27 protein-coding genes are annotated in these 24,591 nt (G+C 74.6%); 11 read left to right on the top strand and 16 right to left on the bottom strand.

From position 1 onward, the window contains the following. Positions 1-3: 3 nt before the first annotated feature. Both KC207_RS12040 and KC207_RS12035 read right to left on the bottom strand, forming a co-directional pair. Entirely contained in the window at positions 4-432 is a 429-nt protein-coding gene (locus tag KC207_RS12040) for a hypothetical protein (protein WP_211603347.1), read from the bottom strand. After that, positions 429-1,169, bottom strand: coding sequence for a YqjF family protein (locus KC207_RS12035; protein WP_211603346.1), 741 nt, complete (start codon positions 1,167-1,169; stop codon positions 429-431). Before KC207_RS12035 ends, KC207_RS12040 begins: the two co-directional genes overlap by 4 nt. Positions 1,170-1,320: 151 nt before the next feature. On the opposite strand from KC207_RS12035, the gene KC207_RS12030 reads away from it, so the two are divergent. Genes KC207_RS12030 through KC207_RS12015 form a run of 4 tightly spaced genes read left to right on the top strand, consistent with a single transcriptional unit; the run spans position 1,321 to position 4,414 of the window. After that, positions 1,321-1,986: a nitroreductase family protein gene (locus tag KC207_RS12030; RefSeq protein WP_211603345.1), complete on the top strand. Its 666-nt coding sequence runs from the start codon at positions 1,321-1,323 to the stop codon at positions 1,984-1,986. A 58-nt stretch (positions 1,987-2,044) separates the two neighbouring features. Then, positions 2,045-2,839 carry a LamB/YcsF family protein gene (locus tag KC207_RS12025; protein WP_211603512.1) on the top strand — a complete coding sequence of 265 codons (795 nt, stop codon included), beginning with the start codon at positions 2,045-2,047 and terminating at the stop codon, positions 2,837-2,839. A gap of 10 nt (positions 2,840-2,849) precedes the next feature. Further along, positions 2,850-3,521: a 5-oxoprolinase subunit B family protein gene (locus tag KC207_RS12020; RefSeq protein ID WP_211603344.1), complete on the top strand. Its 672-nt coding sequence runs from the start codon at positions 2,850-2,852 to the stop codon at positions 3,519-3,521. Then, complete coding sequence (locus KC207_RS12015) at positions 3,518-4,414, top strand: 5-oxoprolinase subunit C family protein (protein WP_211603343.1); 897 nt, start codon at positions 3,518-3,520, stop codon at positions 4,412-4,414. Before KC207_RS12020 ends, KC207_RS12015 begins: the two co-directional genes overlap by 4 nt. Positions 4,415-4,450: 36 nt before the next feature. Here the strand turns inward: KC207_RS12015 and KC207_RS12010 are convergent, their stop codons facing one another. Further along, positions 4,451-6,085, bottom strand: coding sequence for a glycerol-3-phosphate dehydrogenase/oxidase (locus KC207_RS12010; RefSeq protein WP_211603342.1), 1,635 nt, complete (start codon positions 6,083-6,085; stop codon positions 4,451-4,453). 125 nt (positions 6,086-6,210) lie between these two features. Between KC207_RS12010 and KC207_RS12005 the strand changes: the two genes are divergently transcribed. Then, positions 6,211-6,762 carry a dihydrofolate reductase family protein gene (locus KC207_RS12005; RefSeq protein ID WP_211603341.1) on the top strand — a complete coding sequence of 184 codons (552 nt, stop codon included), beginning with the start codon at positions 6,211-6,213 and terminating at the stop codon, positions 6,760-6,762. A gap of 4 nt (positions 6,763-6,766) precedes the next feature. Here KC207_RS12005 and KC207_RS12000 read toward each other — a convergent pair whose 3' ends face one another. The 5 genes from KC207_RS12000 to KC207_RS11980 form a co-directional block, all read right to left on the bottom strand. Then, complete coding sequence (locus tag KC207_RS12000; protein ID WP_249138708.1) at positions 6,767-7,675, bottom strand: NAD-dependent epimerase/dehydratase family protein; 909 nt, start codon at positions 7,673-7,675, stop codon at positions 6,767-6,769. After that, positions 7,672-8,595, bottom strand: a complete 924-nt coding sequence (locus KC207_RS11995; protein WP_211603340.1) for an oxidoreductase — start codon at positions 8,593-8,595, stop codon at positions 7,672-7,674. Before KC207_RS11995 ends, KC207_RS12000 begins: the two co-directional genes overlap by 4 nt. A gap of 110 nt (positions 8,596-8,705) precedes the next feature. Then, entirely contained in the window at positions 8,706-9,104 is a 399-nt protein-coding gene (locus KC207_RS11990) for a VOC family protein (protein ID WP_211603339.1), read from the bottom strand. Between the two features lie 52 nt (positions 9,105-9,156). Then, positions 9,157-10,023 carry a DUF429 domain-containing protein gene (locus KC207_RS11985; protein ID WP_211603338.1) on the bottom strand — a complete coding sequence of 289 codons (867 nt, stop codon included), beginning with the start codon at positions 10,021-10,023 and terminating at the stop codon, positions 9,157-9,159. Continuing rightward, entirely contained in the window at positions 10,020-11,441 is a 1,422-nt protein-coding gene (locus KC207_RS11980) for a metallopeptidase domain-containing protein (RefSeq protein WP_211603337.1), read from the bottom strand. Before KC207_RS11980 ends, KC207_RS11985 begins: the two co-directional genes overlap by 4 nt. A 166-nt stretch (positions 11,442-11,607) precedes the next feature. Between KC207_RS11980 and KC207_RS11975 the strand changes: the two genes are divergently transcribed. Further along, positions 11,608-14,019: an FdhF/YdeP family oxidoreductase gene (locus KC207_RS11975; RefSeq protein ID WP_211603335.1), complete on the top strand. Its 2,412-nt coding sequence runs from the start codon at positions 11,608-11,610 to the stop codon at positions 14,017-14,019. 111 nt (positions 14,020-14,130) lie between these two features. Here the strand turns inward: KC207_RS11975 and KC207_RS11970 are convergent, their stop codons facing one another. Next, on the bottom strand, positions 14,131-15,666 hold the full coding sequence (locus tag KC207_RS11970; RefSeq protein ID WP_211603333.1) for an MDR family MFS transporter: 1,536 nt from the start codon (positions 15,664-15,666) through the stop codon (positions 14,131-14,133). Positions 15,667-15,765: 99 nt separating this feature from the next. On the opposite strand from KC207_RS11970, the gene KC207_RS11965 reads away from it, so the two are divergent. Together KC207_RS11965 and KC207_RS11960 are read left to right on the top strand one after the other, a co-directional pair. After that, on the top strand, positions 15,766-16,191 hold the full coding sequence (locus KC207_RS11965; RefSeq protein WP_211603331.1) for a PPOX class F420-dependent oxidoreductase: 426 nt from the start codon (positions 15,766-15,768) through the stop codon (positions 16,189-16,191). Beyond that, the gene (locus KC207_RS11960; protein WP_211603330.1) at positions 16,188-16,556 is read left to right on the top strand and encodes an SdpI family protein; all 369 of its coding nucleotides are present in this window, start codon (positions 16,188-16,190) and stop codon (positions 16,554-16,556) included. Before KC207_RS11965 ends, KC207_RS11960 begins: the two co-directional genes overlap by 4 nt. Before the next feature lie 106 nt (positions 16,557-16,662). Here KC207_RS11960 and KC207_RS11955 read toward each other — a convergent pair whose 3' ends face one another. Then, a complete protein-coding gene (locus tag KC207_RS11955) occupies positions 16,663-16,869 on the bottom strand; it encodes a cold-shock protein (protein WP_211603328.1) in 207 nt (68 codons plus the stop codon). Positions 16,870-17,064: 195 nt separating this feature from the next. Next, positions 17,065-17,460 carry an SRPBCC family protein gene (locus tag KC207_RS11950; protein WP_211603326.1) on the bottom strand — a complete coding sequence of 132 codons (396 nt, stop codon included), beginning with the start codon at positions 17,458-17,460 and terminating at the stop codon, positions 17,065-17,067. Between the two features lie 52 nt (positions 17,461-17,512). On the opposite strand from KC207_RS11950, the gene KC207_RS11945 reads away from it, so the two are divergent. After that, positions 17,513-18,766: an NAD(P)/FAD-dependent oxidoreductase gene (locus tag KC207_RS11945; protein ID WP_367616048.1), complete on the top strand. Its 1,254-nt coding sequence runs from the start codon at positions 17,513-17,515 to the stop codon at positions 18,764-18,766. A 95-nt stretch (positions 18,767-18,861) separates the two neighbouring features. Next, positions 18,862-19,866, top strand: coding sequence for a Rieske (2Fe-2S) protein (locus KC207_RS11940; protein WP_249138719.1), 1,005 nt, complete (start codon positions 18,862-18,864; stop codon positions 19,864-19,866). Between the two features lie 210 nt (positions 19,867-20,076). Here KC207_RS11940 and KC207_RS11935 read toward each other — a convergent pair whose 3' ends face one another. After that, positions 20,077-20,823 carry an alpha/beta fold hydrolase gene (locus KC207_RS11935; protein WP_211603320.1) on the bottom strand — a complete coding sequence of 249 codons (747 nt, stop codon included), beginning with the start codon at positions 20,821-20,823 and terminating at the stop codon, positions 20,077-20,079. Between the two features lie 73 nt (positions 20,824-20,896). On the opposite strand from KC207_RS11935, the gene KC207_RS11930 reads away from it, so the two are divergent. Further along, entirely contained in the window at positions 20,897-21,421 is a 525-nt protein-coding gene (locus tag KC207_RS11930) for a TetR/AcrR family transcriptional regulator (protein ID WP_211603318.1), read from the top strand. A 133-nt stretch (positions 21,422-21,554) separates the two neighbouring features. Here KC207_RS11930 and KC207_RS11925 read toward each other — a convergent pair whose 3' ends face one another. The 4 genes from KC207_RS11925 to KC207_RS11910 are packed head-to-tail and all read right to left on the bottom strand — an operon-like array spanning position 21,555 to position 24,589. Continuing rightward, the gene (locus KC207_RS11925) at positions 21,555-23,180 is read right to left on the bottom strand and encodes an FAD-dependent oxidoreductase (RefSeq protein WP_282958975.1); all 1,626 of its coding nucleotides are present in this window, start codon (positions 23,178-23,180) and stop codon (positions 21,555-21,557) included. Next, a complete protein-coding gene (locus tag KC207_RS11920; RefSeq protein WP_211603314.1) occupies positions 23,177-23,911 on the bottom strand; it encodes a class I SAM-dependent methyltransferase in 735 nt (244 codons plus the stop codon). Before KC207_RS11920 ends, KC207_RS11925 begins: the two co-directional genes overlap by 4 nt. Next, complete coding sequence (locus KC207_RS11915) at positions 23,908-24,231, bottom strand: lycopene cyclase domain-containing protein (protein ID WP_211603312.1); 324 nt, start codon at positions 24,229-24,231, stop codon at positions 23,908-23,910. The genes KC207_RS11920 and KC207_RS11915 overlap by 4 nt, the downstream gene beginning before the upstream one ends. Continuing rightward, complete coding sequence (locus tag KC207_RS11910; protein ID WP_211603310.1) at positions 24,224-24,589, bottom strand: lycopene cyclase domain-containing protein; 366 nt, start codon at positions 24,587-24,589, stop codon at positions 24,224-24,226. Before KC207_RS11910 ends, KC207_RS11915 begins: the two co-directional genes overlap by 8 nt. Between the last annotated feature and the right edge of the window lie 2 nt (positions 24,590-24,591).

Here is a 24,591-nt window from a genome sequence, read left to right as displayed (position 1 = left end):
TCCTCATCCGCTCGCGACCGCGACGCAGGCCGCGACGAGCCCGGCGAGCGCCACGACCGTCCGGGCCAGGTCGGCCCGGCGCAGCCGCCGCACGAGCACCGGGTCCGGACCGCGGCGGCCGAGGGCACCGTGCGTCGGGGCCGCGGCGACCGCGGTGAGGGCGAGCACGAGGGCCTGCGCGAGCACCGCGAGGACCCCCGTCGGACCGAGACCACCCGCGGCGACCGCCCAGCCACAGGCGAGGAGGACGGCGAGGTACGTCGGTCCGACGACCAGCGTGATGCGCCGCGAGTGCGCGTCGTGCGAGGCCGCGAACTCCCGCGTCGAGCGCGCCAGCAGCACGGGGTAGACGAGCGCGGTGACCGTCACCTGGAAGGCCGCGTGCCAGGCCGCGACGACCGCGAGGACGACGGCGGGGACGTCGGGGCTCATCGGCCGGCCGGGCGCAGCCGCACGGGCATCCCGAAGGTGGTCCGTGTCCCGACCGAGTGCAGGACGCTGGCGGGAGGGGTGCGCGCCAGGTCGGGGAAGCCGGCGGCCGCGAGGAGCTCGTCGTCGAGGTCGACGAGCTCGGCCCGGCGCAGCGGCCAGGGTGGGTGCTCGTTCGGGACCCAGGAGGGGCGGCCGAGGACGCGCGAGTGCAGCCCGTAGCGGGCGGTGAGGAACCGGTCGAGGGGCATCGGCTCGTCCACCGGGTCGCCGACGTCCACGGTGAGGTGCGTCCGGGCTCCGCGGGGGCCGGGCCAGCGGCGGCGGGAGGAGTACGTGATGCGCGTGCCGCTGCGGCTGGAGCGCATCGACGCCCACGTGTACGGGGTCCCGAAGACCGCACGCGCGCCGAGGGAGACGAGCAGCCGGGACGCCTCGAGCGATCCGAAGACCACCCCGTGCCGACCGGCGTCGTCGCGCGAGTAGTACCGCACGTTCGTCTCGAGGAAGGTCCCGAGCCACGGGACGGGTGGTCCGGCGCCGAGCCCGGCACCGACCATCCGGAAGGGGATGAGCCCGACGTACGTCACGCCGTCGAGGACGTCCGGGCGGGTACCCCGGGGCAGCAGCGGGGCGACCCGGTCGGGGTCGACGGCCCAGTGCACGAAGGTGATGTCGACCCAGCGCTGGCGCATGAGGCGTGGCCCGGTGAGTGCCGGGGCGTGGACGTCGAGGGCCATGCCGACATCCTCTCCGGTCCGGCCACGAGCACGCCCCGCGCCCGGGCCGGACCGGACCGGCGGTGTCGAACCTCGGCGCCACGTCGCACGGCGGTGCACGGTGCCGGCCGCCGGCCGTCGCGGGACCCTCCCGGTGCGCGAGGATGCGGCGGTGAGCGCCGACGACGCCATCCCCACCGAGCCCGCCCCCCGCGGCCCGGACCTCACCGACGCCGAGCGGGTTGCCCGCGCCCGGGCCTTCGCCGACCGGATGCGGACCCGCCGCACCGTCCGTGACCTCGCCCGCGACCCCGTGCCGCTGGACGCCGTCCGCGAGGCGGTGCGGGCCGCCGCGAGCGCACCGAGCGGGGCGAACGTCCAGCCGTGGCGCTTCGTCGTCGTCACCGACCCGGCCGTCAGACGCCGCATCCGCGAGGCCGCGGAGGCCGAGGAGCGCGAGTTCTACGGCCGGCGGGCCGGGGAGGAGTGGCTCGGTGCCCTCGCGCCCCTCGGCACCGGCGCGGACAAGCCGTTCCTCGAGACCGCGCCCGTCCTCGTCGTCGTCCTCGAGGTGCACGCGAGCGACACCGAGCCGAAGCCGTACTACGCGAAGGAGTCGGTCGGCATCGCGGTCGGCCTGCTGCTCGCGGCCCTCCACGAGGCCGGCCTCGCGACGCTGACGCACACCCCGTCGCCGATGCGCTTCCTCACCGAGGTGCTGGGTCGGCCCCGCAACGAGCGGCCGTTCGTCCTCGTCCCGGTGGGCCTGCCCGCGCCGGGGGCGCGGGTGCCCGCGATCACCCGGAAACCGCTCGACGAGGTGCTCGTCGAGGTCTGAGCCGGGCCCACGACCTTCCGGGCTGCCATGATCGGGAGGCATGACCGCGAAGACCGCGATGACCGCCGCCCCCGGGGGCCGACCGGTGAGCGCGCCCGCCTCCGTCGACCTCAACAGCGACGTCGGCGAGTCCTTCGGCCGCTGGCGCCTCGGCGACGACGACGCCGTCCTGGCCCTCGTCACGAGCGCGAACGTCGCGTGCGGCTTCCACGCCGGGGATCCGACGACGCTGCGCCGGTGCTGCGAGACCGCGGCCACCCGGGGCGTCGCCGTCGGGGCTCAGGTCGGCTACCGCGACCTCGCCGGCTTCGGGCGGCGCTTCGTCGACGTCGACCCGGGCGAGCTCGCCGACGACGTGACCTACCAGGTGGGCGCGCTCGAGGCGATGGCCCGCGTCGCCGGCACCCGGGTGTCGTACGTCAAGCCGCACGGCGCCCTGTACAACGCCGCGGTCCACCACGAGGGACACGCGCAGGCCGTCGTCGACGCCGTGCGCGCCTACGACCCGTCGCTGCCGGTGCTCGGCCTGCCGGGGTCGCAGCTGCTGCGTCGGGCCGAGGCGGCGGGACTGCGTCCGGTCCGGGAGGCCTTCGCCGACCGCGGGTACACCCCCGAGGGGACGCTCGTGCCGCGGTCTGAGCCGGGGGCGCTGCTCGAGGACGTCGACGAGGTCGCGGCCCGCGTGCTGCGGCTCGTCAGAGAGGGGGTCGTCGCGGCGGTGGACGGCAGCGACGTCGCCGTCGACGCCGAGTCGGTGTGCCTGCACGGCGACACCCCGGGTGCGGTGGGCATGGCGACCGCCGTCCGGGCCGCCCTCGACGACGCGGGCGTCGACGTCCGGACGTTCGCGTGAAGACGGTCGGATGAGGACGCTGCCGTACGGGGACCGGGCCGTGCTCGTCGAGGTCGCCGGGACCGACGAGGCGGTGGCGCTCGCGGCGGCGGTGCGGGACGCGGACGCGCCGGGCGTCGGTGCCGTCGTCGAGGCGGCGTGCACGGTGCTCGTCGTCGCGGCCGACGGGACGCCGGTCTCCGGGCTGCGGGACGTGCTGGCGGAGGTCGCCCCCCGCGCCGCGTCCCCCGGGGACGCCTCCGGCGGTGCCTCCGTGGGCGCCGTGCCCTTCGGCGGCGGGGGGCCGGCCGGGGTGGAGGAGGTCGTCGAGATCCCCGTCGTCTACGACGGCGCCGACCTCGACGACGTCGCCCGGCTCACCGGTCTCGACCGCGACGGGGTGGTCGCCGCGCACACCGGTCAGACGTGGCGGGTCGCCTTCGGCGGGTTCGCCCCCGGGTTCGGCTACCTCGTCGGGGAGGACGACCGCCTGCACGTGCCGCGACGCGAGGAGTCGCGCACGCGGGTGCCCGCGGGCGCTGTCGGCCTCGCCGGGGAGTACGCGGGCGTCTACCCCCGCGAGTCGCCCGGGGGGTGGCAGCTGCTCGGGCGGACCGACGCCGTGATGTGGGACCTCGACCGCGACCCGCCCGCGCTGCTGCGGCCGGGCGTCCGGGTCCGCTTCGTCGAGGTCGGCCGGTGAGCGGGGACGCCGGCGGCGCGGGCGGCCTCCGACGCACCCTCACCGTCCGGGCGACCGGGCCGCTGGCGCTCCTGGAGGACCTGGGACGGCCGGGTCTGGCGGGCCTCGGGGTCGGCCGGTCGGGGGCGGCGGACCGGGGCGCGCTGCGCCTGGCGAACCGGCTGCTCGGCAACCCCGAGGGCGCCACCTGCGTCGAGGTGACCGCCGGTGGGCTCGACCTCGAGGTCGGCGACGCGGCCGTCACGTTCTGCGTCAGCGGGGCGCGTGGCGAGATCACCGTGGACGGGCGGGCGGTCGGCAGCCACGGCGTCGTCCACGCACCGGCCGGCAGCAGGGTGCGGCTCGGCCCGCCGGAGGTCGGCCTGCGGTCCTACCTGGCGGTCCGCGGGGGGGTGGTCGCCGACCCGGTCCTCGAGTCCGCGAGCCGGGACGTCCTCTCGGGCCTCGGGCCGGAGCCGCTCTCCGTCGGTGCCGTCCTCGCCGTCGGCGCCGATCCCGGGACGACCCTCCCCGGGGCCGACGTCGTCCCGTGGCCGCCTGCGGCGGACCCGGTCGTCCTGCACGCCGTGCGCGGTCCGCGCGAGGACCGGGTCGAGGACGCCGACCTCCTCGTGCGCACGACCTGGCGCACGACGGACCGGAGCAACCGGGTGGGCGCTCGGCTCGAGGGCGGCAGGTTCCGGCACACCGGGCAGGACCAGCTGCCGAGCGAGGGCGTCTGGCGGGGTGCGGTCCAGGTGCCGCCGAGCGGCGAACCGGTGCTCTTCCTCGCCGACCACCCGGTGACGGGCGGGTACCCCGTCGTGGCCGTCGTCGTCGACGCGGACGTCGACCGCGCCGCTCAGCTGCGCCCCGGTGACGCCGTCGCCTTCCGCTGGGTCCCCGCTCCCTGACGCGCGCCGGCGAGCCGGGGCCCGAACCCCTGCGGCTCAGGCCCGCTGGGCGCCGGACTTGGCCTCGAGGTACTCCTCGAGTCGTCGGTCGGCGTCGTCCCCGAAGAGGATCCGGGCGACCTCGCGCATCCCGTCGGAGTCGACCTGGCGGTGGTCGCGCACGACGAGGTCGATCTTGCTGCGCCGCCGCATGAAGTCGTCGAGCGTCACGACCATCTCGTGCTCGGCCGCCTGGTAGATCTCGGCCCGCAGGTAGTCGGCCGAGCCCATGACGTCCTCGCCCATCGACGGGTCGGCCCGGATCGTCTCGAGCAGGTCGAACGCCCGCCGCCCGTAGCGCCGCCACAGCCGGTCGGTGAGCGGCTCGGTGTCGGGCTTGGTCCGCAGCGTGTCGAGGTGCATGAGCCGGGCCTGGCGGAAGAACTCGGCGCGGGTCTGCTTCGCCGGCTCGCCGTACCAGTTGCCGAGATCCTTCTCGAGCGGCACCCCGAGACGCTGCACCTCGGCGGCGACCTCCTCGCCGACGTTGAGGCAGTCGGTGAGCTTGCCGCCGAGGACGCTGACGACCTTGTGCCGGTCGTCGCGCTCGATGACGTGCTTGCGCGACAGCGAGGTCCAGTCGGTGTTCTCGTGGTCGCCGTCGCCCCGCTCGACGACGAGCGGCCGCACACCGCACCGTTCGGAGATGACGTCGTCCCGCGTGAGCGGCTCCTGCAGGTCGAGCCGCTTGTTGATCTGCTCGAGGAGGAAGTCGCGGTCCTCGTCGGTCACCTCGGTGTACGGGGAGTCGACGCGGGTGTCGGTCGTGCCGATGACCGAGCGGCGGCCCATCGGGATGACGTAGAACAACCGCTGCTCGTCGTCGAAGAAGGCGAGCACCCGGTCGTGCCGAGCGGTGGTGAGCCGCGGGACGACGAGGTGGATGCCCTTGGAGCAGACGATCGTGTGGTCGGTGCGGGTGCCCCAGATCTCGTTGACGTCGTCAGCGAAGGGACCCGTGGCGTTGACGATGACCCGCGCCGACGTCGTGAGCTCGCGGCCGGTGTCGACGTCGCGCAGCCGGGCGATCCAGCGGTCGCGGTCGCGCTCGGTCGAGACGAGCTCGACGTAGTTGACGGCCGCCGCGCCGGCCTCGAGGGCGCTGCGGACGAAGGAGAAGACGAAGCGCGCGTCGTTGTCGACGAGGTAGGCGTCCTGGTACTGGATGGCGCCGCGGACCCCGCTCGTGTCGATGACCGGCTCCTCCTCCTTGACCTTCTCGGCGGAGAACAGCTTCGGCGGCTTCGTGCCGAACTGGCCGATGCCCCAGTACGCCGTCGCCCCGAGGCCCGCGAACCAGGGCGGGTACGGCGAGCCGTGGTCGAGCGAGGCGAGGAAGCCGATCTCCCTGATGTTGTCCGGGTAGGACTTCATGAGGCGGTTACGGCTGCGGCACAGGCCGAAGACGAGCGGGAGCTCGTAGTTCTCGAGGTACTTGAAGCCGCCCCAGACGAGGTTGCTCGACTCCTGGCTCGTGAACGCCCCGAAGTCGCCGCGGTCGACGAGCGCCACCGAGGCGCCGCGTCCCGCGAGGGCGGCCGCGGACACGGCGCCGTTGATCCCGCCGCCGACGACGAGGACGTCGAAGAACCCGCCGTCGATCCGGTCGATGGTCGTGGAGCGGAGGCTCATGCCCCCAGCCTAGGTCGTCCCACCCGTGGGTCGTCAGGCCCGTCGAGGCTCGCCGCCCGCCGCCCCTCCCGGCCTGGCGGGCGGCGAAAGCCCCGGACGGGCGTCGGGAGGTGCACCGTGGGGAGGTGCGCACACTCGCGGTGACCCAGAACATCACGCTCGACGGCCGGATCGACATGCTCGGCGACTGGTTCGACGACCAGGCCGAGGACCCGCAGATGCGGGCGGAGAACGCCCGGCAGCGCGACGCCGCCGACGCCCTGCTCGTCGGGAGGGACACCTTCGAGTCCTTCCGCGGCTACTGGCGCGACCTCGACGGCGACACGACCGGTGTCAGCGCCTACCTCAACCGGGTCGCCAAGTACGTCGTGTCCTCGACCCTCGTTGACCCCGACTGGTCGGGCACGACCGTCCTCGACGGGGACTGGCTCGCCGCCGTCCGGGGGCTCAAGGACGGTGACGGCGGCGACGTCGTGTGCACCGGGTCGGTCCGGCTCGTCCACGCCCTCCTCGAGGCCGGGCTCGTCGACGAGGTCCGCCTCTTCCGGTACCCCGTCGTCCAGGGCGAGGGGCGCTGCCTCTTCCCCGACGGGATGACGCTGCGCGGCGCCCGGGTCGCCGAGGCGCAGGCGTGGCCGAGCGGCCTCGGCTACGAGCGGTGGACGCTCGGCACCTGACGGGTCAGCCGGCCCGCGGGTCGTCGAGGACGTCCCGCCACGAGTGCTGCGGGTCGTACCCGAGCATCCGTCGCGCCTTGTCGATGGCGTAGAAGGTCTCGGTCTCGCCCATCTCCCGCCGCAGCGGCACGTCGTCGTAGAAGCGCGCGACGAGCTCGGACGTCGGCGCCGCGACGGAGTGGTCGGGGTTCGCGATGTTGAACACCTCGTACCCGAGCCCGTCGGTGAGCAGGCACCGCTCGACGGCGTGCGCGAGGTCCCGGGCGTCGATGTAGGCGAAGATGTTCCGCCGCCGCAGGGTCGGGTCCTCGAGGAAGGCCGGGAACAGCTCGGCGTACTCGTGCGGCTCGATGACGTTGTTGATCCGCAGCCCGTAGACGTCGGCGCCGGTCCGGGCCTGGACCGACCGGGCCGTCACCTCGTTCGCGACCTTCGACGTCGCGTACGCGTCCTCGGGTACCGTCGGGTGCTCCTCGTCGACCGGCAGGTACTCGGGCCGCCGCTCGCCCTTCGCGAAGCAGATGCCGTACGTCGTCTCCGACGAGGCGAAGACGACCTTGGGGACCTCGAGCAGCGCCGCGGCCTCGAGGACGTTCCACGTCGTGAGGACGTTGTTCGCGTAGGTCTCGTTGTCGGGGCGCAGCCCGATACGCGGGATCGCCGCGAGGTGGACGACGGCGTCGTACCCCGGCGCGACGTCGGTGTCGAGCTCCGCGAGGTCGGCCGGCATGCGCAGGACGGACACGAGCTGGCCGAGGTCGGTGAGCTCGACGTCGAGGTCGGTGACCCCGTCGAGCCCGAGCGGCACCCGGTCGACGTTCGTCACGACGTGCCCCGCGTCGCGCAGGTGGTGGGCGACGTGGTGGCCGGCCTTGCCGCTGCCACCGGTGAGGAGGACGCGCACCCCGGTCACCGCCCCTCGACCGAGATCGTGACGCCGGTGAGCTCCTCGGACCGCTCCCAGAGCAGCCGGGCGAGCGTCTCGTCCTGCGCCAGGCTCGAGCGTCGGGCCTCGCCGACGGCGCCACGGGTCTCCTGGAACCCGGTCGGACCGGTGTAGGAGCCGGGCTCGGCGACGGTGGCCGCGTAGACCTCCGCCTCGGCCCCCTTCTCGGCGCCCGGGAAGACGACCTTGGACACGAGCTGCATGACCGTCCCCACGACGGGGATCGCGCCGAGGCCGTCCTTGCTCGCGATGAGGTTCGTCGACGAGATGCCAGGGTGGGCGGCGGTCGAGGTCAGGTGCGAGCCGGCCGCGGCGGCCCGACGCTGCAGCTCGGTCGCGAAGAGCAGGTTGGCGAGCTTGGAACGCCCGTACGAGGTCTGCGGGTCGTACCCCTCACGGGGGTTGCCCTCGCAGACGGCGCCGTCGCCGTTGTGGTGGGCGATCGACGACACCGTCGTCACCCGGGGCGCCTCGGCCGCGAGCAGCTGCGGGAGGAGCCGGCCGGTGAGCGCGAAGTGGCCCAGGTGGTTGGTGCCGAACTGCAGCTCGAAGCCGTCCTCGGTCTCGCGGTAGCGCGGCGGCATCATGACCCCGGCGTTGTTGAGCAGGAGGTCGAGCGGCCCCTCGACCCGGTCCGCGAACCGTCGCACGGAGTCCTGCGACGCGAGGTCGAGCTCCTCGACCGTCACCGAGCCGGGGACACCGGTGGCCCGGATGCGGTCCGCGCCCTTCTCGCCGGACTCCATGTTCCGGACGGCCATGACGACGTCGGCACCGTGCCGGGCCAGCTCACGGGCCTCGACGAGGCCGATGCCCGAGTTGGCCCCGGTCACGACGGCGCGGCGGCCGGTGAGGTCGGGGATGTCGTCGAAGGTCCAGCGGCTCATGCGTGCCTCTCGTCGGGGGCGTGCGTGCCACCGCGCGACGGCGCGGCGACACCCAGTGGTCGTCCGGGCCAACCGCGTGGCACCCTCCGGTGTTCCGGGAGGTCCGGGCGTCAGGCGCTCGTCACGCGCTCGGCGGCGCTGCGCAGGACGCAGAACTCGTTGCCCTCGGGGTCGGCGAGCAGGGCCCACCCCGTCCCCGGACCCCGGATGCCGCGGTGGTCGGTGACGAGGACGGCCCCGTGGGCGACCAGCCGGTCGACCTCCTCGTCGCGGGTGCGGTCCGTCGGCTCGAGGTCGAGGTGCATCCGGTTCTTCCCGGTCTTGCCCTCGGGCACCTCGATGAAGAGCAGCCGGTGCGACCCGTCCGCGGCGAGGATCATGCACTCCTCGTGGCCGGGGAGGTTCGGGTCGTCCTCGACGTCGACGTAGCCGAGGACCCCCTTCCACCACTGTGAGAGGGCGTAGGCGTCGTGGCAGTCGACGCTCGTGTGGGACACGCGGCTGGTCATGGGCGCATCGTGCTCGCCGTCGGCGTCCGACGCCAGGGGGTTTCCGTCCGGTTCAGACGTGGATGGCCGCGGGGATGCCGTCGGAGTGGACCTCGGGGACCTCGGGCAACGAGTGCGAGAGGCCGGACGCCCGACGGGCCGCCGTCCACGCGACGGCGCACGCGTCGAGGACGTCGTCGGCGGCGTACCCGCGGCCCTCGAGTACCGACGGGCGGGCCAGCCCGACCGCGGCGAGGGCCTCGACGCGTGCCTGCCGCCCGGCGTCGGTCTTCTTGCCGGCCACGAGGGGGCCGCCGGCCATCGCCGCGAACGAGACCTCCGGGTGCACCTCGACGACCTCGACGGTGGGCCGGGCTCGCACCCAGGCGTCGACCTCGAGGATCTTGGCCCGCAGCGCGAAGGCCTGGGCGCCGACCCCCTGGCCGCAGCGCTCGCGGTTCACCCGGTCCGCGGCGGCGCGGTCCGGCTGCTCGTAGGCGGCCCGGGTCAGGGTGGAGAAGACGGACGAGGCCTTGCCGGGGAGGGCACGGCGGGCGAGGGCGTCCGCCGCCCGGGTCGAGCCGTCGGGCAGCCCGATGGGGATGTCGATGCCGACAACCCGCACGCCGGTGCGCTCGCGGACGGCCTCGACGAGCTCGACGATCGTCGCGGCGACGACGACGCTCGGTCGGGGGGCGCCCGGCTCCAGGAGGGCGCCGACCCAGCCGGCCTTGCACCCGTCGACGCCGAGGACGGGCGCGACGACGTCGACGGGCCCCGTGCCGGCGGCTGCCGGGACCGTGCCCGGCTCCGCGTGGGGACGGAGCAGACGGTCGACGTCGCGCAGCGCCGCGGCGGGGAAGCCGGCGCGGCGCAGCGCCCCGAGGCTCTCCTCGAGGACCCGTCGCCGCACAGACGGGTCGACGTCGTCCGAGGTCACGGCCGCAGGAGGTCCGCCGGCGGCCTCCAGACCGGGACGTTCGCGCGGCTGCGCCCGGCGCCCTCGAGCCACGCCGGAGGGGTGCGGGTCGAGGGCCAGGAGACCGACACCGACGCCAGGCTGCTCGTGCGAGCCTCGAGGGTGAGCCGCATCCCGGTCGTCGGGTCCTCGAAGACCCGACCGACCTGGAGGGCCGCGTCGTCGAGCGAGCGCGTGTCCGGCGTGGTGTCGAGGAGCAGGGAGTCGTCACCGCCCTGGTCGACCCGGATCGTCACCCCGGTGGCGACCGCGCTCGCGGAGGCGAAGTCGTCGAACGTCGCGTACGGACGCCGGTACTCGACGACGTACGACGAGCGGCCGTCGCGCGGGATCCGCAGCGCCCGGACGCCGCCCGCGGCGTAGAGCGGGGCGAGGTCGACCTCGGTCGCCTCGTCGTAGGCGACGTTCCGCGTCGACATCAGCCGGAGGTCCTGCCGATGGATCCCGTGGTGCAGCCGAGCGCCGCGGTTGCCCATCGCCGAGAAGGGGTCGGCGTACCCCACGACCGAGCACCGGTCGGAGATCGTGACCCGTCGCCCGGACGCGTCGCGGCACTCGTAGGACGAGGCGTGCGGCAGGCCGTAGTTGTGGCCCAGCTCGTGCGCGGTGACGAGGACCGAGGGGGTGCTCTGGTTGATCCAGGAGTACGGGCCCCGCACGTGGCCGAGACCGGCCCACCCGCAGGCCGCCGTCGGCCAGACGACCATGACGTTCGTGTACGCCGAGAGGTCGACCGTGCGCCCGGCCTGGTCGCGGGCCGAGTCCCCCCAGCCCTCCCAGTCGCACCCCCGGGTCGAGCCGGAGACGGTGAACGGGCCGACGACCCGGCCCTTCGTCGTCCAGGACCCGCGCGAGGTCTCCGAGTAGTAGGTGGACACCGAGTCCCCGTCGCCGAAGAGCGTGCGGGACAGCCGGGCCTTGTCCACCGTCCCGCCGGAGCCGTCGGAGAAGCGGACCGTGATGGCGAGCAGCGACGTCGTCCGGGCCGCCGCGGCCACCTCCGGCTCCTCGAAGGGCGCGACCAGCGGCGTCGAGCCCTCGGACGGCGCGGACCGCGCCGTGAGCGGGCGGACCCCGGACGCAGCCGTGCGCAGGCCCCCCGCCGCGAGGCGTCCCCGCGCGCGCACCCGCTCGCCGGGCGCGACGGCCAGGTCGGCCGCCTCGACGCCGGCGAGCGGGACGAACCGGGTCGGGTCCTCGTCCGGGATGATGCCCAGCCCGTCGGTGTCCTCGCCCGCCGCGAAGTCGTCGGCGACGGTCGCCACGAGCGTCCCGGAGACGGTGTCGCCCCGCGGCGCGGACACGGTCGGGGCCTGGGCGGTGACCACGAGGACGGTCCCCAGCAGGGACACGACGAGACCACGGGTCGAACCGCGCATGAGGGGCTCCGGAGGGCTGGAGGGGTGGGCAGCGTGAGCCAGGATAGGGACGATCCGGCACCCGACGCGGCCGATCCGCGAGACGTGACCGAACGTCCAGGTCATCCCCTGTGGAATGTCGGCGCCGGGGGTCCCCGCCCGGGTCCATCGGTGCGAGAGTGGGGACATGGTCGACAGCACCCGGATGAGCCGCCTTCTCGAGCCGTGGCGGGGCGCGCCCCGTGACGACGTGGACGCCACGGACGTCGACGTCCACGAGCGGCGCAAGGCCGCGGCGGGCATCGAGGCCGTCGCCGTCTCGATGAACCGCAGCGCCGGGCAGATGGGCCCGGTGCGCACCCTGAACACCCTGCGGCGGCTCAACCAGGCCGACGGCTTCGACTGCATGGGCTGCGCGTGGCCCGACCCGGACCCGGAGCACCGCAGCTTCGCCGAGTTCTGCGAGAACGGGGCGAAGGCCGTCGCCGAGGAGGCGACGAAGCGCAAGGCCGACCGGGCCTTCTTCGCCCACCACTCCGTCGCCGAGATGGCCACGTGGTCCGACTTCCGGCTCGGCCAGCAGGGGCGGATCACCGAGCCCATGCTCCTGCGCGAGGGCGGGACCCACTACGAGCCGGTCTCGTGGGACGAGGCGATCGGCGTCGTCGCCGGCGCGCTGCAGGGCCTGGACTCCCCGGACGAGGCCGTCTTCTACACCTCGGGCCGCGCGTCGAACGAGGCCGCGTACGCCTACCAGCTCTTCGCCCGTGCCTTCGGGACGAACAACCTGCCCGACTGCTCGAACATGTGCCACGAGTCGACGTCCGTCGCGCTCGCCGAGGCCATCGGCATCGGCAAGGGGTCGGTCTCGCTCGAGGACCTCCACGAGGCCGAGCTCGTCGTCATCGCCGGGCAGAACCCCGGGACGAACCACCCGCGCATGCTCAGCGCGCTCGAGAAGTGCGTCCAGGGCGGCGGCAAGGTCGTCGCCGTCAACCCGCTGCCCGAGACAGGGCTCATGAAGTTCGACAACCCGCAGAAGGTCAAGGGCCTCGCGGGCGTCGGCACCGACCTCGCGAGCCTCTACCTGCCGATCCGCCTCGGCGGGGACCTCGCCCTCTTCCAGGCCCTCGGCGCGCTCCTGCTCGAGCGGGGAGCCGTCGACGAGGACTTCCTCGCCCGGCACACCAACGGCCTCGAGGAGTACCGCGCCCACGTCGCCGACCTCGACTGGGACGTCGTGCTGCGCGCCACGGGCCTGCCGCGTGAGCAGATCGAGGAGCTCGCCGACCTGCTCGCCGCGTCGTCGCGGACCGTCTTCTGCTGGGCGATGGGGGTCACCCAGCACCGGCACGCCGTCGCGACCGTCAAGGAGATCACGAACGTCGCCCTGCTCCAGGGCAACATCGGCAAGCCGGGCGCCGGGCTGTGCCCCGTCCGCGGACACTCCAACGTCCAGGGCGACCGGACGATGGGGATCTGGGAGAAGCTGCCGAAGCACTACGCGACGAACCTGCGCGCCGAGTTCGGGTTCGACCCGCCGACCGAGCGCGGCTACGACGTCGTCAACACCCTCCGGGCGCTCGCCGAGGGCAAGGTCAAGGTGCTCTTCGGGCTCGGTGGCAACCTCGCCTCCGCGAGCCCCGACTCCGACGCGACCTTCGAGGCGCTGCGCACCGTCGACCTCGGCGTCCAGGTGTCGACCAAGCTCAACCGCACCCACGTCCTACCCGGGAGGAGCATGCTCATCCTGCCGTGCCTCGGCCGGACCGAGCGCGACATCCGGGCCGGCGGGTGGCAGGGCGTCACCGTCGAGGACTCGATGTCCGAGGTGCACCTGTCGGTCGGACGCAACGAGCCCGCCAGCGAGCACCTGCGCAGCGAGCCCTGGATCGTCTGCCGGGTCGCGGAGGCGACGCTCGGCGACGGTCCCGAGGGGTCGTCCATCGACTGGGCCGCGATGGCCGAGGACTACACGGCGATCCGCCGGCACATCGCGAACACCGTCCCTGGCTGCGAGGCCTACCAGGAGAAGGTCATGCGGCCCGGCGGCTTCACCCTGCCGCACCCGCCGCGCGACACCCGCACGTTCACGACCGACAGCGGCCGGGCCGAGCTGTCGGTGAGCCCGATCGCCGTCCTCGAGGCGCCGGAGGGGCACCTGCTGCTGCAGACGATGCGCAGCCACGACCAGTTCAACACGACGATCTACGGGCACGACGACCGCTACCGCGGCCTCGCCGGCGGCCGGAACGTCGTCATGGTCCACCCGGACGACGTCACCCAGCTGGGTCTCACCGCGGGCGAGCTCTACGACGTCGTGTCGGTGTGGACCGACGGCAGCGAGCGGGTGGCCCGTGGCTACCGCGTCGTCGAGTACCCGACGGCCCGCGGGTGCGCGGCGGCGTACTACCCCGAGTGCAACGTCCTCGTTCCCCTCGACCACGTCGCCGAGGGCAGCAACTGCCCCGCGTCCAAGGCGGTCGTCGTCCGCTTCGCGCGACGTGAGGGCGGCGGCTCGGGCTCGAACGGGTCGAGCTGCGAGGCGAACGACGACGAGAGCAACCGAAGCGACGTCGAGCCGTACCACCTCAGCTGACGCCGGCGCCCTCACTCTCCGTGCCGTCGGCGGGAGAGGGTGACGCGGGACGTCTCGGTGCCCGCGGCGACGAGCCGGTGCGACGGCCGGCCGAGGCCGGTCAGTGAGCGCTCAGTGCGCGGCGACGGCGGAGGCGTCGGCGGCCTCCTCGCCCTCGACCTCCGAGGGACGTGACGGCAGCATCGCCGCGAGGACGATGACCCCGACGGCGAGGACCGCCATGACGAGGAACGCGGCCTGGACCCCGCCCACGTAGGCGGCGGCGTCCGACGCCCCGCCCTCGATCGCGACCCGCTCGCGCCAGGACAGCACGGTGACGGTGAGCGCCGTGCCGACGGCCGCCGCGACCTGCTGCGTCGTGCCCAGCAGCGAGCTGCCGTGCGAGTACAGCCGCGCCGGGAGCGAGCCGAGGCCGAGCGTGAAGGCCGGGGTCATCAGGCCCGCGATGCTCACCATGAGCACGACCTGGAGCAGCAGGATGAGCACGTACGGCGTGGTCTCACCGATGCGGCTGAGGCCGAGCAGGCCGAGCAGCACGCCGACCGAGCCCGGAAGGACGAGCGGGCGGGCGCCGACGCGGTCGTAGATGCGGCCGACGACCGGGCCGAGCAGCCCCATCGCGAGGCCACCGGGGGCGACGAGCAGCCCGGTCTCGAGCGGGGTGAGGCCGCGCAGGTTCTGCAGGTACAGCGGCAGCAGGATGCCCGCACCGAGCATCGACAGGAACGCGAGCGACTGCATCGACACGGCCGTGGCGTAGACGCGGTAGCCGAGGGTGCGCAGGTCGAGCAGCGGCGTCGAGCGGCGGACGAGCAGCCGCTGGCGCAGCGCGAAGGCGCCGACGACCGCCAGGCCGCCGACGATCCACAGCGGCGCCGGAAGGAAGCCGCCCTCGACCTCGCCGAACCGGCTGAGGCCGTAGACGAGTCCCCCGAAGCCGAGGCCGGCGAGCAGGACGCTCGCCCAGTCGACGCTGCTCACCTTCGCCTCGCCGACGTTCTCGAGGCGGCGCAGGCCGGCGGCGGTCACGAGCGCGACGACCGGCAGGACGACGATGAAGAGCCAGCGCCACCCGGCGACGGCCAGGACGAACCCGCTGAGCGTCGGACCGAGGGCCGGGGCGACGGAGATCGCGAGCGTCACGTTCCCCATGATCCGGCCGCGGTCCTGCTGGGCGACGACGGTCATGAGGGTCGTCATGAGCAGCGGCACCATGACCGCGGTGCCGGCCGCCTGGACGACCCGGCCGCCGATGAGGATGGGGAAGGTCGGGGCCGCGGCGGCGATGACCGTGCCGAGCGTGAAGACCGACATCGCGGTCGTGAACGCCGCACGGGTGGTGACCCGCTGGAGGAACCACCCGGTCACCGGGATGACGACGGCCATCGTGAGCATGAAGGCGGTCGAGAGCCACTGCGCGGCCCGCTCCGTGACCCCGAAGTCCGCCATGAGCCGGGGGATCGCGTTGATCATGATCGTCTCGTTGAGGATGACCGTGAACGTCGCGGCGACGAGCCAGCGCAGCACGGGGTACGAGCCCTTCGTGACGACCGGGTCGCCGGGCGCGCCGGGGGTCGGGGAGTCGACGGGCTCGGGCGCGACGGGGGCGGCGGAGACCGGGGCGGGGGCGGGGTCGGGTGCGTTCATGGCGATGTCCGCAACCGTACGTCCCGCCTCCCTGTTCCCGCGACGCCGTTTCGCGCCCGCCGGGGCCGGCGCCGCGCCGCCCCGTCGTACCGTGGGGACATGGACCCGGCGGCGCACCCGATCGCGGACGAGAAGTACGTCTCGCTCACGACGTTCCGGCGGTCGGGGACCCCGGTGAGCACGCCGGTCTGGGTGGCCCCGGCGCTCGACGGAGACGGGCTCGTCGTCATCACGGTCGACGAGACCGGCAAGACGAAGCGGCTCGGGCACACCGCCCGGGTCGAGCTGCGGCCCTGCGACGTGCGCGGCCGGGTGCCCGAGGACGCGCCGGTGGCGACCGGCGAGGCGTCCGTGGTCCGGGACGGCCCGTCGGTCGTGGCCGTCCGCCGCGCGATCGTCGCCAAGTACGGGATGCAGGCGCGGGGCTTCGACGCCGTGAACGCCCTCACGCGCCGGCTCAACATCCGTACCAAGCCGCGGGCCGGCATCGTCATCCACCTCGACGAGGAGGCCCACGCCCCGTGACGGTCGCGCTGCTCGTCGTCGCCCTCTCGGACGTGCTCGTTGCGGCACTGCTCGTGCGGGTGACCGCCGCGGCGGCCGACGGCCGGCTGGACCGGAACGGGTTCGCGGGCATCCGCACGCCCGCGACGGGTGCGAGCGACGCGGCCTGGCGGGCGGGGCACGCGGCGGCGCTGCCGACGGCGCGGCTCGTCGCCCTGGTGTTCGGCGCCGGGGCCGCACTCGGGGTGGTGCTGTGGCTGCTCGGGTGGCCGGAGACGGGCTTCTGGGTCGCGTTCGCGCCGAACGTGCTCCTGCTCCTGATGCTCTGGCCCCTGCTCCGCCGCGCGAACGCCGCGGCGCGGGCGGTCTCGGACGGTGTGCACTGACGGACCGCGCCCGCTGACGCGCCGTCCGCCCGGCCGGGAACGCAGGAACCGCCGCCCGGGAGACCCGGACGGCGGTTCGGGGTGCGGCGCCCACGGCGCCGCGAGGTCAGCGCAGGACGGTGATGTTCGCGGCCTGCGGACCCTTCGGGCCCTGCTGGGTCTCGAACTCGACCTTGTCGTTCTCGTCGAGCGAGCGGTAGCCGCTGGAGTTGATCGCCGAGAAGTGGGCGAAGACGTCGGCGCTGCCGTCGTCGGGGGCGATGAAGCCGAAGCCCTTGTCGGCGTTGAACCACTTGACGGTGCCAGTAGCCATGGGAGGCCTTCTTCCTGAGTCCGGGCGGGCCGCGGGTCGGTCCGCCCCGTGTTGGTGATGCGTGGTGCGTACCTCTGCTCAGAAAGTGCCTGCGGGCCCCGGCGGGGCCGTCCTGCTCCTACGTCACATGCGGAACTGCTCAACAACTGCGCCCCACCCTAGGCGTCGGACCCCCGATCCGTCGCATCGAGGCCGTCAGGGGCGCACGAGCCGCCCGAGCGCGAGGCGGGCCACCGGGGAGTAGGCGAGCGCCACCGGCCGCAGGGCGTGGACGACCGCCCACGCCGTGCTGCCCGACCCGTGGGGCTCGACGCCGTGGTCGAACCGCAGCCGGAGCGGACCGGAGCGCACCGACCACGCCCACGTCCGGGCGGCCTCGTCGACCGCGTCGACGGTGAAGACGACGACGAGCCCGGCCGGCCCTGCGACCCGTCCGGAGGTGCCGGGCCGCACGGTGCGGTGCGGGTAGTCGACCTCGCGGATCTGCGGCGCCCACGTCGACCAGCGGGCGGGCTCGGTGTACCGGGCCCACACCGTGTCGGGGTCGGCGTCGCCGGAGGCACTGACCCGCAGGCCGCTGTCGGAGTCCACGCCACCATCGTCGCGCACCAGTGACCGGGAGCGCGCGGCTAGGGTGAGCAGGGTGGATGCGGACGTCGTCGTCATCGGAGCGGGCCTCGCCGGACTGCGCTGCGCGGACCGGCTCGCGGCGGCGGGGCGGGCGGTCGTCCACGTCGAGCGCGACCACGTCGTCGGAGGGCGCCAGCGGACCGACGAGGTCGACGGGTTCCTCCTCGACCGGGGGTTCCAGGTGCTCAACCCCGCCTACCCGGCGGTGCGACGGTTCGTCGACGTCGACGACCTCGGGCTGCGGCCGTTCGGCGCCGGCCTGCTCGTCCGGCGCGACGACGGCCTCGCCGAGCTCGCGCACCCCCTGCGGCGCCCCCGCGGGCTGCCGGCGACGCTGCGCTCGCGGCTCCTCGCCCCGGCCGAGGCCGCTGCGCTCGCCCGGTGGGCCGCCCCGGCACTCACCTCGCCGCGCGGGCTGAAGCGCGGGCAGGACCGGTCGCTGCGGGAGGGGCTCGACGCGGCCGGCGTCACCGGCGCGCTGCGGACCGAGGTGCTCGAGCCGTTCCTCGCGGGGGTCGTCGCCGAGGACCGCGGCGAGACCTCGGAGGCGTTCGTCCGCCTCCTCGTGCGGATGTTCGCGCTCGGGGTCCCGGGGCTGCCGGCCCGCGGCATCCAGGCGCTGCCCGAGTGGATCGCGGACCGGTCCCGGCGCCGTCCCGACGGTCCGGACCTGCGGCTGTCGACCCCCGTGCTCGGGGTCCGGGCCGGGCGGGAGCCGCAGGTCGTGTGCGCCGACGGGACGACACTCACGGCACGCGCCGTCGTCGTCGCCGTCGGACCGGAGGCCGTCGGCGGCCTCGTCGACGTCCCGGCGCCGGTCACCCGAGGGCTGCGGACGTGGTGGTTCTCCGCCCCCAAGGCCCCGAGTGACTCGACGATGGTCGTCGTCGACGGCCGGCGGCGCGGCCCGATGGTCAACGCCGCCGTCGTGAGCAACGCCGTCCCGTCCTACGCGCCGGCCGGGTCCCATCTCGTCCAGGTGACGACGCTGCTCGGCGACGGGCACGACCCGACCGAGGACGAGGTCCGGCGGCAGGCCGCCGAGGTGTTCGGCGTCCCGACCGGCCCGTGGGAGGCGGTCCGGCGCGACGACGTCCACGACGCCCTCCCGGCCCAGCTCCCGCCGCTGCGGCTCACCTCGCCCGCCCGGGTCGACGCCGGGGTGTTCGTCGCCGGCGACCACCGGGACACCGCGTCGATCCAGGGCGCGCTCGTCTCCGGGGACCGCGTCGCGGGGGCCGTCCTCGCGGAGCTCGCCGCCGGCTGAGCCGGGTCCACCGGCCCGTCGCGGACGGTGTCGAAGGACGCCGCGACCGCTCGTCCCCGCCGCTGACCCGCGGGTAGTTTGGACGGGTGAGCCTCATGCGAGTCGACCGAGCCATCCGCGAGGAGGTCCGTCGCAGGTCCCCGCTGCGCTACATGCCGCAGCAGACCCCGGACCGGATGTGCGGCACCTGGCGTGACGCCAGGCCCGCCCGGATCGAGGCCGCGCTCGCGTCGGCGCTGGAGCGTCCGACCCACGGCTGGGTGGTCGTCGGCGCCTCCACCGACGTCCCGCGGGGGCGCTCGCTCGTGCGGACCGTCATGGGGCGCGAGGTCGTCCTGTGGCGTGACGAGTCCGGCGGGCTGCTCGCCGGGCCGGGGGCGTGCCCCCACCTCGGGGCCCGGCTCGACGGCTGCGACGTCGTCGGCGGCACCGTCCTCTGCCGCTGGCACGGGATGCCGCTCGGCCGCGACACCGACCCGCCGTGGGCGACGTTCGCCGCGTACGACGACGGGGTGCTCGCCTGGGTGCAGCTCGGTCCGGTCGAGGAGGGCGCCGAGCCCACCGACCGCCCCGTGCTCGCCGAGCGGCCGGACCCTGCGGTCTCGCTCGCGTCCGTCGTCTCGCTCGTCGCGACGTGCGAGCCGCACGACATCGTCGCCAACCGGCTCGACCCGTGGCACGGCGCGTGGTTCCACCCGTACGCCTTCAGCGACCTCACCGTCGACGACGTCGCCTCGAGCGACGACCGGCTCGTCCTCGACGTCGCCTACCGGCTCGGCCGCACCTTCGCCGTCCCGGTCCGGGCGGAGTTCACCTGCCCCGACGCCGCGACCGTCGTCATGACGATCACCGAGGGTGAAGGGGTCGGCAGCGTCGTCGAGACGCACGCCACCCGCATCACCGCACCGGGGACCCACCCGGCCCGGACCGTCATGACCGAGGCCGTCGTCGCGACGTCGGACCGCGGCGGGTTCCGGGTCGCGCAGGCGCTCGGGTCGCTCGTCCGTCCGGGGATGCGCGCCTCGCAGCGCCAGCTGTGGGCCGACGACCTCGAGTACGCCGCACGCCGGTACGAGCTGCGGCAGGCCGGCACCGCCTGAGGCCCTCCGCGGGTCGTCGCGATCTTCGGGGGAGGATTCACCCCGCTGCAGCGTGGTCGATCCTCCCCGGGGGGCGCGTCGCCGACGCGCGTTCATCTGACGCTGCGGGTCGGTGGCGCGTGTGGTTCCATCCACGGAGGGGGAGCATCTCCCCCGCCGCATCGGGGTGAACCCTCCCGGCGAGGCCGATGGCGTGGACGGGGACGTCGATCAGCCCGAGGCGCCTGCGCGCCCGACCGCCTCGCGGAGGACGCGGTCCAGGGCTTCCGGCCGGGTGAGCATCGGCCAGTGACCGCCGCCGACGACCTCGAGGGTCCAGCCTTCAGGAGGCCCGGCGGCGAGCTCGGGGGGCAAGTCGTCGGCGGCGTCGGCGACGAACGTCGCCGGACGTGAGGTCACCGGGCGGACCATGACGGCGGGGTCCAGCACGGTACGCCCGGGGTGCGGGACGAAACCGTCGAGCAGCCACTGCCGCTGCGACGGATCGAGGTCGGTCTCCATCTCGAGCGCCTCGGCGGGCGGGGCCGCCCACAGGTCACCGTCGTCGCGGACCTGGCGCTTCTCCTGACCGCGGGCCTCCTCGTCGTCGCCCCAGTCGTCGAGGAGCGAGCGGCCGGCGCGGGGGAGGAACGAGCCGACGTGGACGGTGTGGGCGACGGCGTCGGGCATCCGGTCGGCGACCTGGCCGACGACCGCTCCGGAGTAGGAGTGACCGACGAGGACGACCGACGCGGGGCGCAGCCGCTCGACGACGGCGACGACGTCCAGGACGTGGTCCTCCAGGGTGGTCGAGGCGCGGGTGTCGTCGTCGTCCGAGCGGCCCAGCCCGCGCAGGGTGAGCGTCTCGGCGGCGTGTCCGTCCGCGTGGAGGCGCTCGACGGTGTCCTCCCAGATCCAGGCGCCCATCCAGGCGCCGGGGACGAGGACGACGACGGGCCGGTGGTCGGTGGGGGTCATGGTGCTCCTTTCGGTGTTGACCGTCTGGACGGTATAGTTCGTGTATACACCGTCCGGCCGGTACAGTCCAGGCATGAGCCAGACCCGGGACCGGATCCTCGACGCCTTCCGCGACCAGGTCTCGGACGACGGCGTCGCCAGTGCCACCCTCGAGGCGGTCGCGCGTCGAGCCGGCGTGTCGAAGGGCGGCCTGCTCTACCACTTCGGGAGCAAGCGCGCGCTCGTCGACGGGCTCGCCGAGCGCCTGCGGGAGTCGACGCGGCGGAACGTGGACCGGGCCGAGGAGGGGGACCCGGTGCGGGTCTTCCTCGAGACGTCGACACCCGACGAGGCCGAGGCGCGTGACTACTGGGCCGTCTTCGCCGCGGTCCGAGCAGGCGGGCAGGACGTCGGCGCCGACACCCGGCGGGCCGTCGCCGAGGTGTTCGAGGTGTGGGGCCGGTTGCTCGGCGAGGCCATCGACGACCCGGTGACGGCGGACCTCGTCCGCCTCGCCGGCGACGGTCTGTACCTCTCGGCCGTCACCGGTCTGCCGGTGCCGGACCGGCCCCGGATCGACGCCGTCGTCCGGCGCCTCATCGACGCCGCCGACGGGTAGGGATGCCCTGAGGGAGGATCCACCCCGCTGCAGCGGGGTCGATCCTCCCCAGGAGCGTCCACCACCCGGGTTCCCACCCCAGGAACGGTTCCTGGTGGCGCAAGGGGGTGGGCCCGGGCCGCGGAGTTGGTGGTCAGCGGCGGGCGGTCGCCGAGCGGAGGGCGCGGACGCCGCGACGGGCGAGGGCCGGTGCGCGGCCCATCCGGGAGGACGTCGGCACCGACCACACCCCGTGCCCGGGCAGCCCCCACGACGTGAGCAACGCGTCGGCGGCGGTCCAGCCGGTCGTCGCCGCCCGCTCCATGAGCGCCACCGGCAGGTCGGTCCGGACCGCGTCGCCGGCGAGGACGACCCACGGGTCGGGGGTCGTCACCCCCGGACGCGAGCGGTGCGGCTCGAGCCCGACGAGGACGCAGTCCGCCTCGAGCAGCCACTCGTCGTGGACGACGCCGAGCGCCGCGGTCTCCGGGTAGACCTCGTGGAGCGCGGCGAGCATCGACGCCCGCAGCGACTCCTCGTCGGCGTCGTCCGGGACGGCGTAGGCGTGCAGCTCGACGACCGAGCCGTCGTGCTCGCCGGACCACGCCGTGGCGTGGTCCTCGAACCGCTCCATGACCGAGACGTTGTCGAGTGGGCCGTACCCGCTCGTCCCGAGGAACGGGGCCCGGTCCGGCCGGACCCGGCCGTCCAGCCACAGCCGCCACACGGCGAACCGCGGCGCCGAGCGCACCCCGGCGACCGACGCCCGCCACGCGTCGCCCGCGGCGTCGTCGCCGCCGAGCCCGGGGGAGCGCCCGACGACCCCGCGCAGCCCGACCGGGTCGAGGGCGAGGACGACCCCGTCGACGACGAGCCCGGCATCGTCACCACCACCGGCCGTGGAGTGCCGCACGACGAAACCGTCGCCGGTCCCGTCGCCCGACGGCTCGACCGACCCGACCTCCCGGCCGGTGACGACGTCGACCCCGAGCCCGGCGAGGTACCGGCCGAGGGGCGCCCACAGCGTCGTGTCGTAGTCGTCGCGGGGGACGTCGAAGAGCAGGCCCTCGGACGAGCCGAGGAAGTACGTGTGGAACATCGCGAGCAGCTCGCCGCCGCTGAACTCCCGCGGGTCGGCGAAGAAGCTGCGGGCGAACACCTCGAGCGCGAGGTGCCGGGCCTGCTCGGGGAAGCGCAGCCGGTCGAGCACCTCGGCGGCGCTCACCCCGTCGAGCGCCTCGACGGTCTCGGGGAAGCGGACGTCGAGCAGCCCGAGGGCCGCGTCGACGTCGACCCCGGCGAGCCCGGCCGCGTCGAAGCTGGGGCTGCGGGCGACGAACACGGCGAGGTTCCACGGGGGTGTCCGCGGGACCCCGGCGAAGGAGTCCCGACCGCCGCCGGCCCGCACGAGCGGGTAGTCCTCGAGGGGCCGCAGCCGTTCCAGCGTCGGGTCGGTCCGCCGCAGCACGGTCCGCAGGTTGTAGTACTGCCGGAAGAAGGCGTGGAAGCCGCGGCTCATGTGGCTCGACGACCCGTCCGCCAGGTCGACCGGCCAGGACCGCACCCGTCCACCGAGCCGCCCCTCGCGCTCGAGCACCGTGACCCGCACCCCGCGCTCGGCGAGGGCGAGCGCCGCCGTGAGCCCGGCGATGCCACCGCCGACGACCGCGACGTGCCGCTCGCCCGGCGCGACCGGCGACCCGACGGGCGCCGGCGGCGGGTGGTACTCCGCCCGCGGGTCGAGCCCCGGCCGGAAGGTCCGCGACGAGAACGGCCTCACGCCGGGGCGCTCCCGACGACGGTGTGGACGACGCCGTCCTGCCATCCCGGGTAGGACCGGTGGCGCACCCCGACGAGCCCGGCGGCCTGCAGGCGCTCGCAGACCCGTGCGACGGAGTCGAAGTCGCGGACGCTCGTGTAGAGGTAGCGGTGCAGCGGGACGTCGGACCGCTTCACCGCGGCGAGCGGGATGATGATGCCGTGGCAGACGGCCGCCCAGACCGCCCGGGCGCGCGCGCTGCCGGCGACCGAGTAGTCGTGGACGACGAACACCCCACCGGGTCGCAGGACGCGGGCGACCTCGTCGACGACGGCCTGCCGGTCCGGGACGTTGCGCAGCAGGTACGCCCCGAGCACGCCGTCGACCGAGTCGTCCGGCAGCGTCCGCAGGTGGGTCACGGCGTCCTCGACGACGAAGGACACCTCCTCCGGCCAGGTCTTGGCCCGGGCCTGCGCGACCATCCCCTCGGACGCGTCGACCCCGGTGACCGAGAGCAGGCCGTCGAACGACGAGACCTCCCACGCGTCGAGGACCGCCCGGGTCGAGGCGCCGGAGCCGCAGCCGAGGTCGAGGACGTGCGCGTCGGACCCGGTCGTCGGCAGCCCGTCGACGAGCGCCTCGGCGGCCGTCCGCAGCTGGTCGTGGTAGCCGGGCGAGAGCGCGACCATCGCGTCGTACGTCGGCGCGGCGCGGTCGAACGCCTCGGCGAGGACCCAGTCGTCAGTGCTCATCCAGTCTCCTCGTCTGTGGTGCGCCGGCCGAGCCGGACCCACGTCATGATCGTCAGGGTCACCATGCTGAACCCGAAGAGGAAGTCCTCGACGGGGATGTCCCAGGGGAAGCGCACGCCGGAGCTGAATGCCTCGTCGTAGATGACGACCGGCGCCGACAGCTTCGTCAGCCATCCGTCGACGGGGACCTGGAACGCGAAGACGATGGCCATCGCCACCCAGTACTTCGCCGTGCCGAAGATGCCGGTCCGCAGCCACAGCCGCTCCACCGCGACGGTGAGCAGCACGGACAGCACGGCGAGGATCGTGTACTCAGGCATCGGCGCCGCTCCGCTCCGGCTCACCGCGACGCGACCACCGGCGGGCGAGGTCGAGGACGGTCCCGACGGCCTCGTAGGTCAGCAGCCCGCAGACCGGGATGACGACGAAGAAGACGAGCTCCTCGAGGGGCATGTCGAAGGGCAGGAGGATGCCGGTCGTGTACTGCTCGCTGTAGGTCCAGTGCCCCCGGTGGATGCCGAGCAGGTCCCACGCGACGAAGACGACGAGCATCGGCAGCATCGCGAGGAGCAGCCGCCGCGGCCGCCGGTAGACCCGGGCGCGCAGGACGACCTCGAGCGGCAGCGTGATCGCGAGGCAGCCGGCCATGAGGAGCAGGTACTGGTAGCGGTCGTCCACGC

Source organism: Phycicoccus avicenniae (genome assembly GCF_018139485.1).
GTDB lineage: Bacteria > Actinomycetota > Actinomycetes > Actinomycetales > Dermatophilaceae > Phycicoccus > Phycicoccus avicenniae.
This window is presented reverse-complemented; position numbering and strand designations above follow the sequence as displayed.

Coding starts and splice junctions, on each gene's coding strand:
- KC207_RS12040 (WP_211603347.1), bottom strand. CDS start 432: ATGAGCCCCGACGTCCCCGCCGTCGTCCTCGCGGTCGTCGCGGCCTGG.
- KC207_RS12035 (WP_211603346.1), bottom strand. CDS start 1,169: ATGGCCCTCGACGTCCACGCCCCGGCACTCACCGGGCCACGCCTCATG.
- KC207_RS12025 (WP_211603512.1), top strand. CDS start 2,045: ATGACCGCCGCCCCCGGGGGCCGACCGGTGAGCGCGCCCGCCTCCGTC.
- KC207_RS12020 (WP_211603344.1), top strand. CDS start 2,850: ATGAGGACGCTGCCGTACGGGGACCGGGCCGTGCTCGTCGAGGTCGCC.
- KC207_RS12010 (WP_211603342.1), bottom strand. CDS start 6,085: ATGAGCCTCCGCTCCACGACCATCGACCGGATCGACGGCGGGTTCTTC.
- KC207_RS11995 (WP_211603340.1), bottom strand. CDS start 8,595: ATGAGCCGCTGGACCTTCGACGACATCCCCGACCTCACCGGCCGCCGC.
- KC207_RS11990 (WP_211603339.1), bottom strand. CDS start 9,104: ATGACCAGCCGCGTGTCCCACACGAGCGTCGACTGCCACGACGCCTAC.
- KC207_RS11980 (WP_211603337.1), bottom strand. CDS start 11,441: ATGCGCGGTTCGACCCGTGGTCTCGTCGTGTCCCTGCTGGGGACCGTC.
- KC207_RS11975 (WP_211603335.1), top strand. CDS start 11,608: ATGGTCGACAGCACCCGGATGAGCCGCCTTCTCGAGCCGTGGCGGGGC.
- KC207_RS11970 (WP_211603333.1), bottom strand. CDS start 15,666: ATGAACGCACCCGACCCCGCCCCCGCCCCGGTCTCCGCCGCCCCCGTC.
- KC207_RS11965 (WP_211603331.1), top strand. CDS start 15,766: ATGGACCCGGCGGCGCACCCGATCGCGGACGAGAAGTACGTCTCGCTC.
- KC207_RS11955 (WP_211603328.1), bottom strand. CDS start 16,869: ATGGCTACTGGCACCGTCAAGTGGTTCAACGCCGACAAGGGCTTCGGC.
- KC207_RS11940 (WP_249138719.1), top strand. CDS start 18,862: ATGCGAGTCGACCGAGCCATCCGCGAGGAGGTCCGTCGCAGGTCCCCG.
- KC207_RS11935 (WP_211603320.1), bottom strand. CDS start 20,823: ATGACCCCCACCGACCACCGGCCCGTCGTCGTCCTCGTCCCCGGCGCC.
- KC207_RS11930 (WP_211603318.1), top strand. CDS start 20,897: ATGAGCCAGACCCGGGACCGGATCCTCGACGCCTTCCGCGACCAGGTC.
- KC207_RS11920 (WP_211603314.1), bottom strand. CDS start 23,911: ATGAGCACTGACGACTGGGTCCTCGCCGAGGCGTTCGACCGCGCCGCG.
- KC207_RS11915 (WP_211603312.1), bottom strand. CDS start 24,231: ATGCCTGAGTACACGATCCTCGCCGTGCTGTCCGTGCTGCTCACCGTC.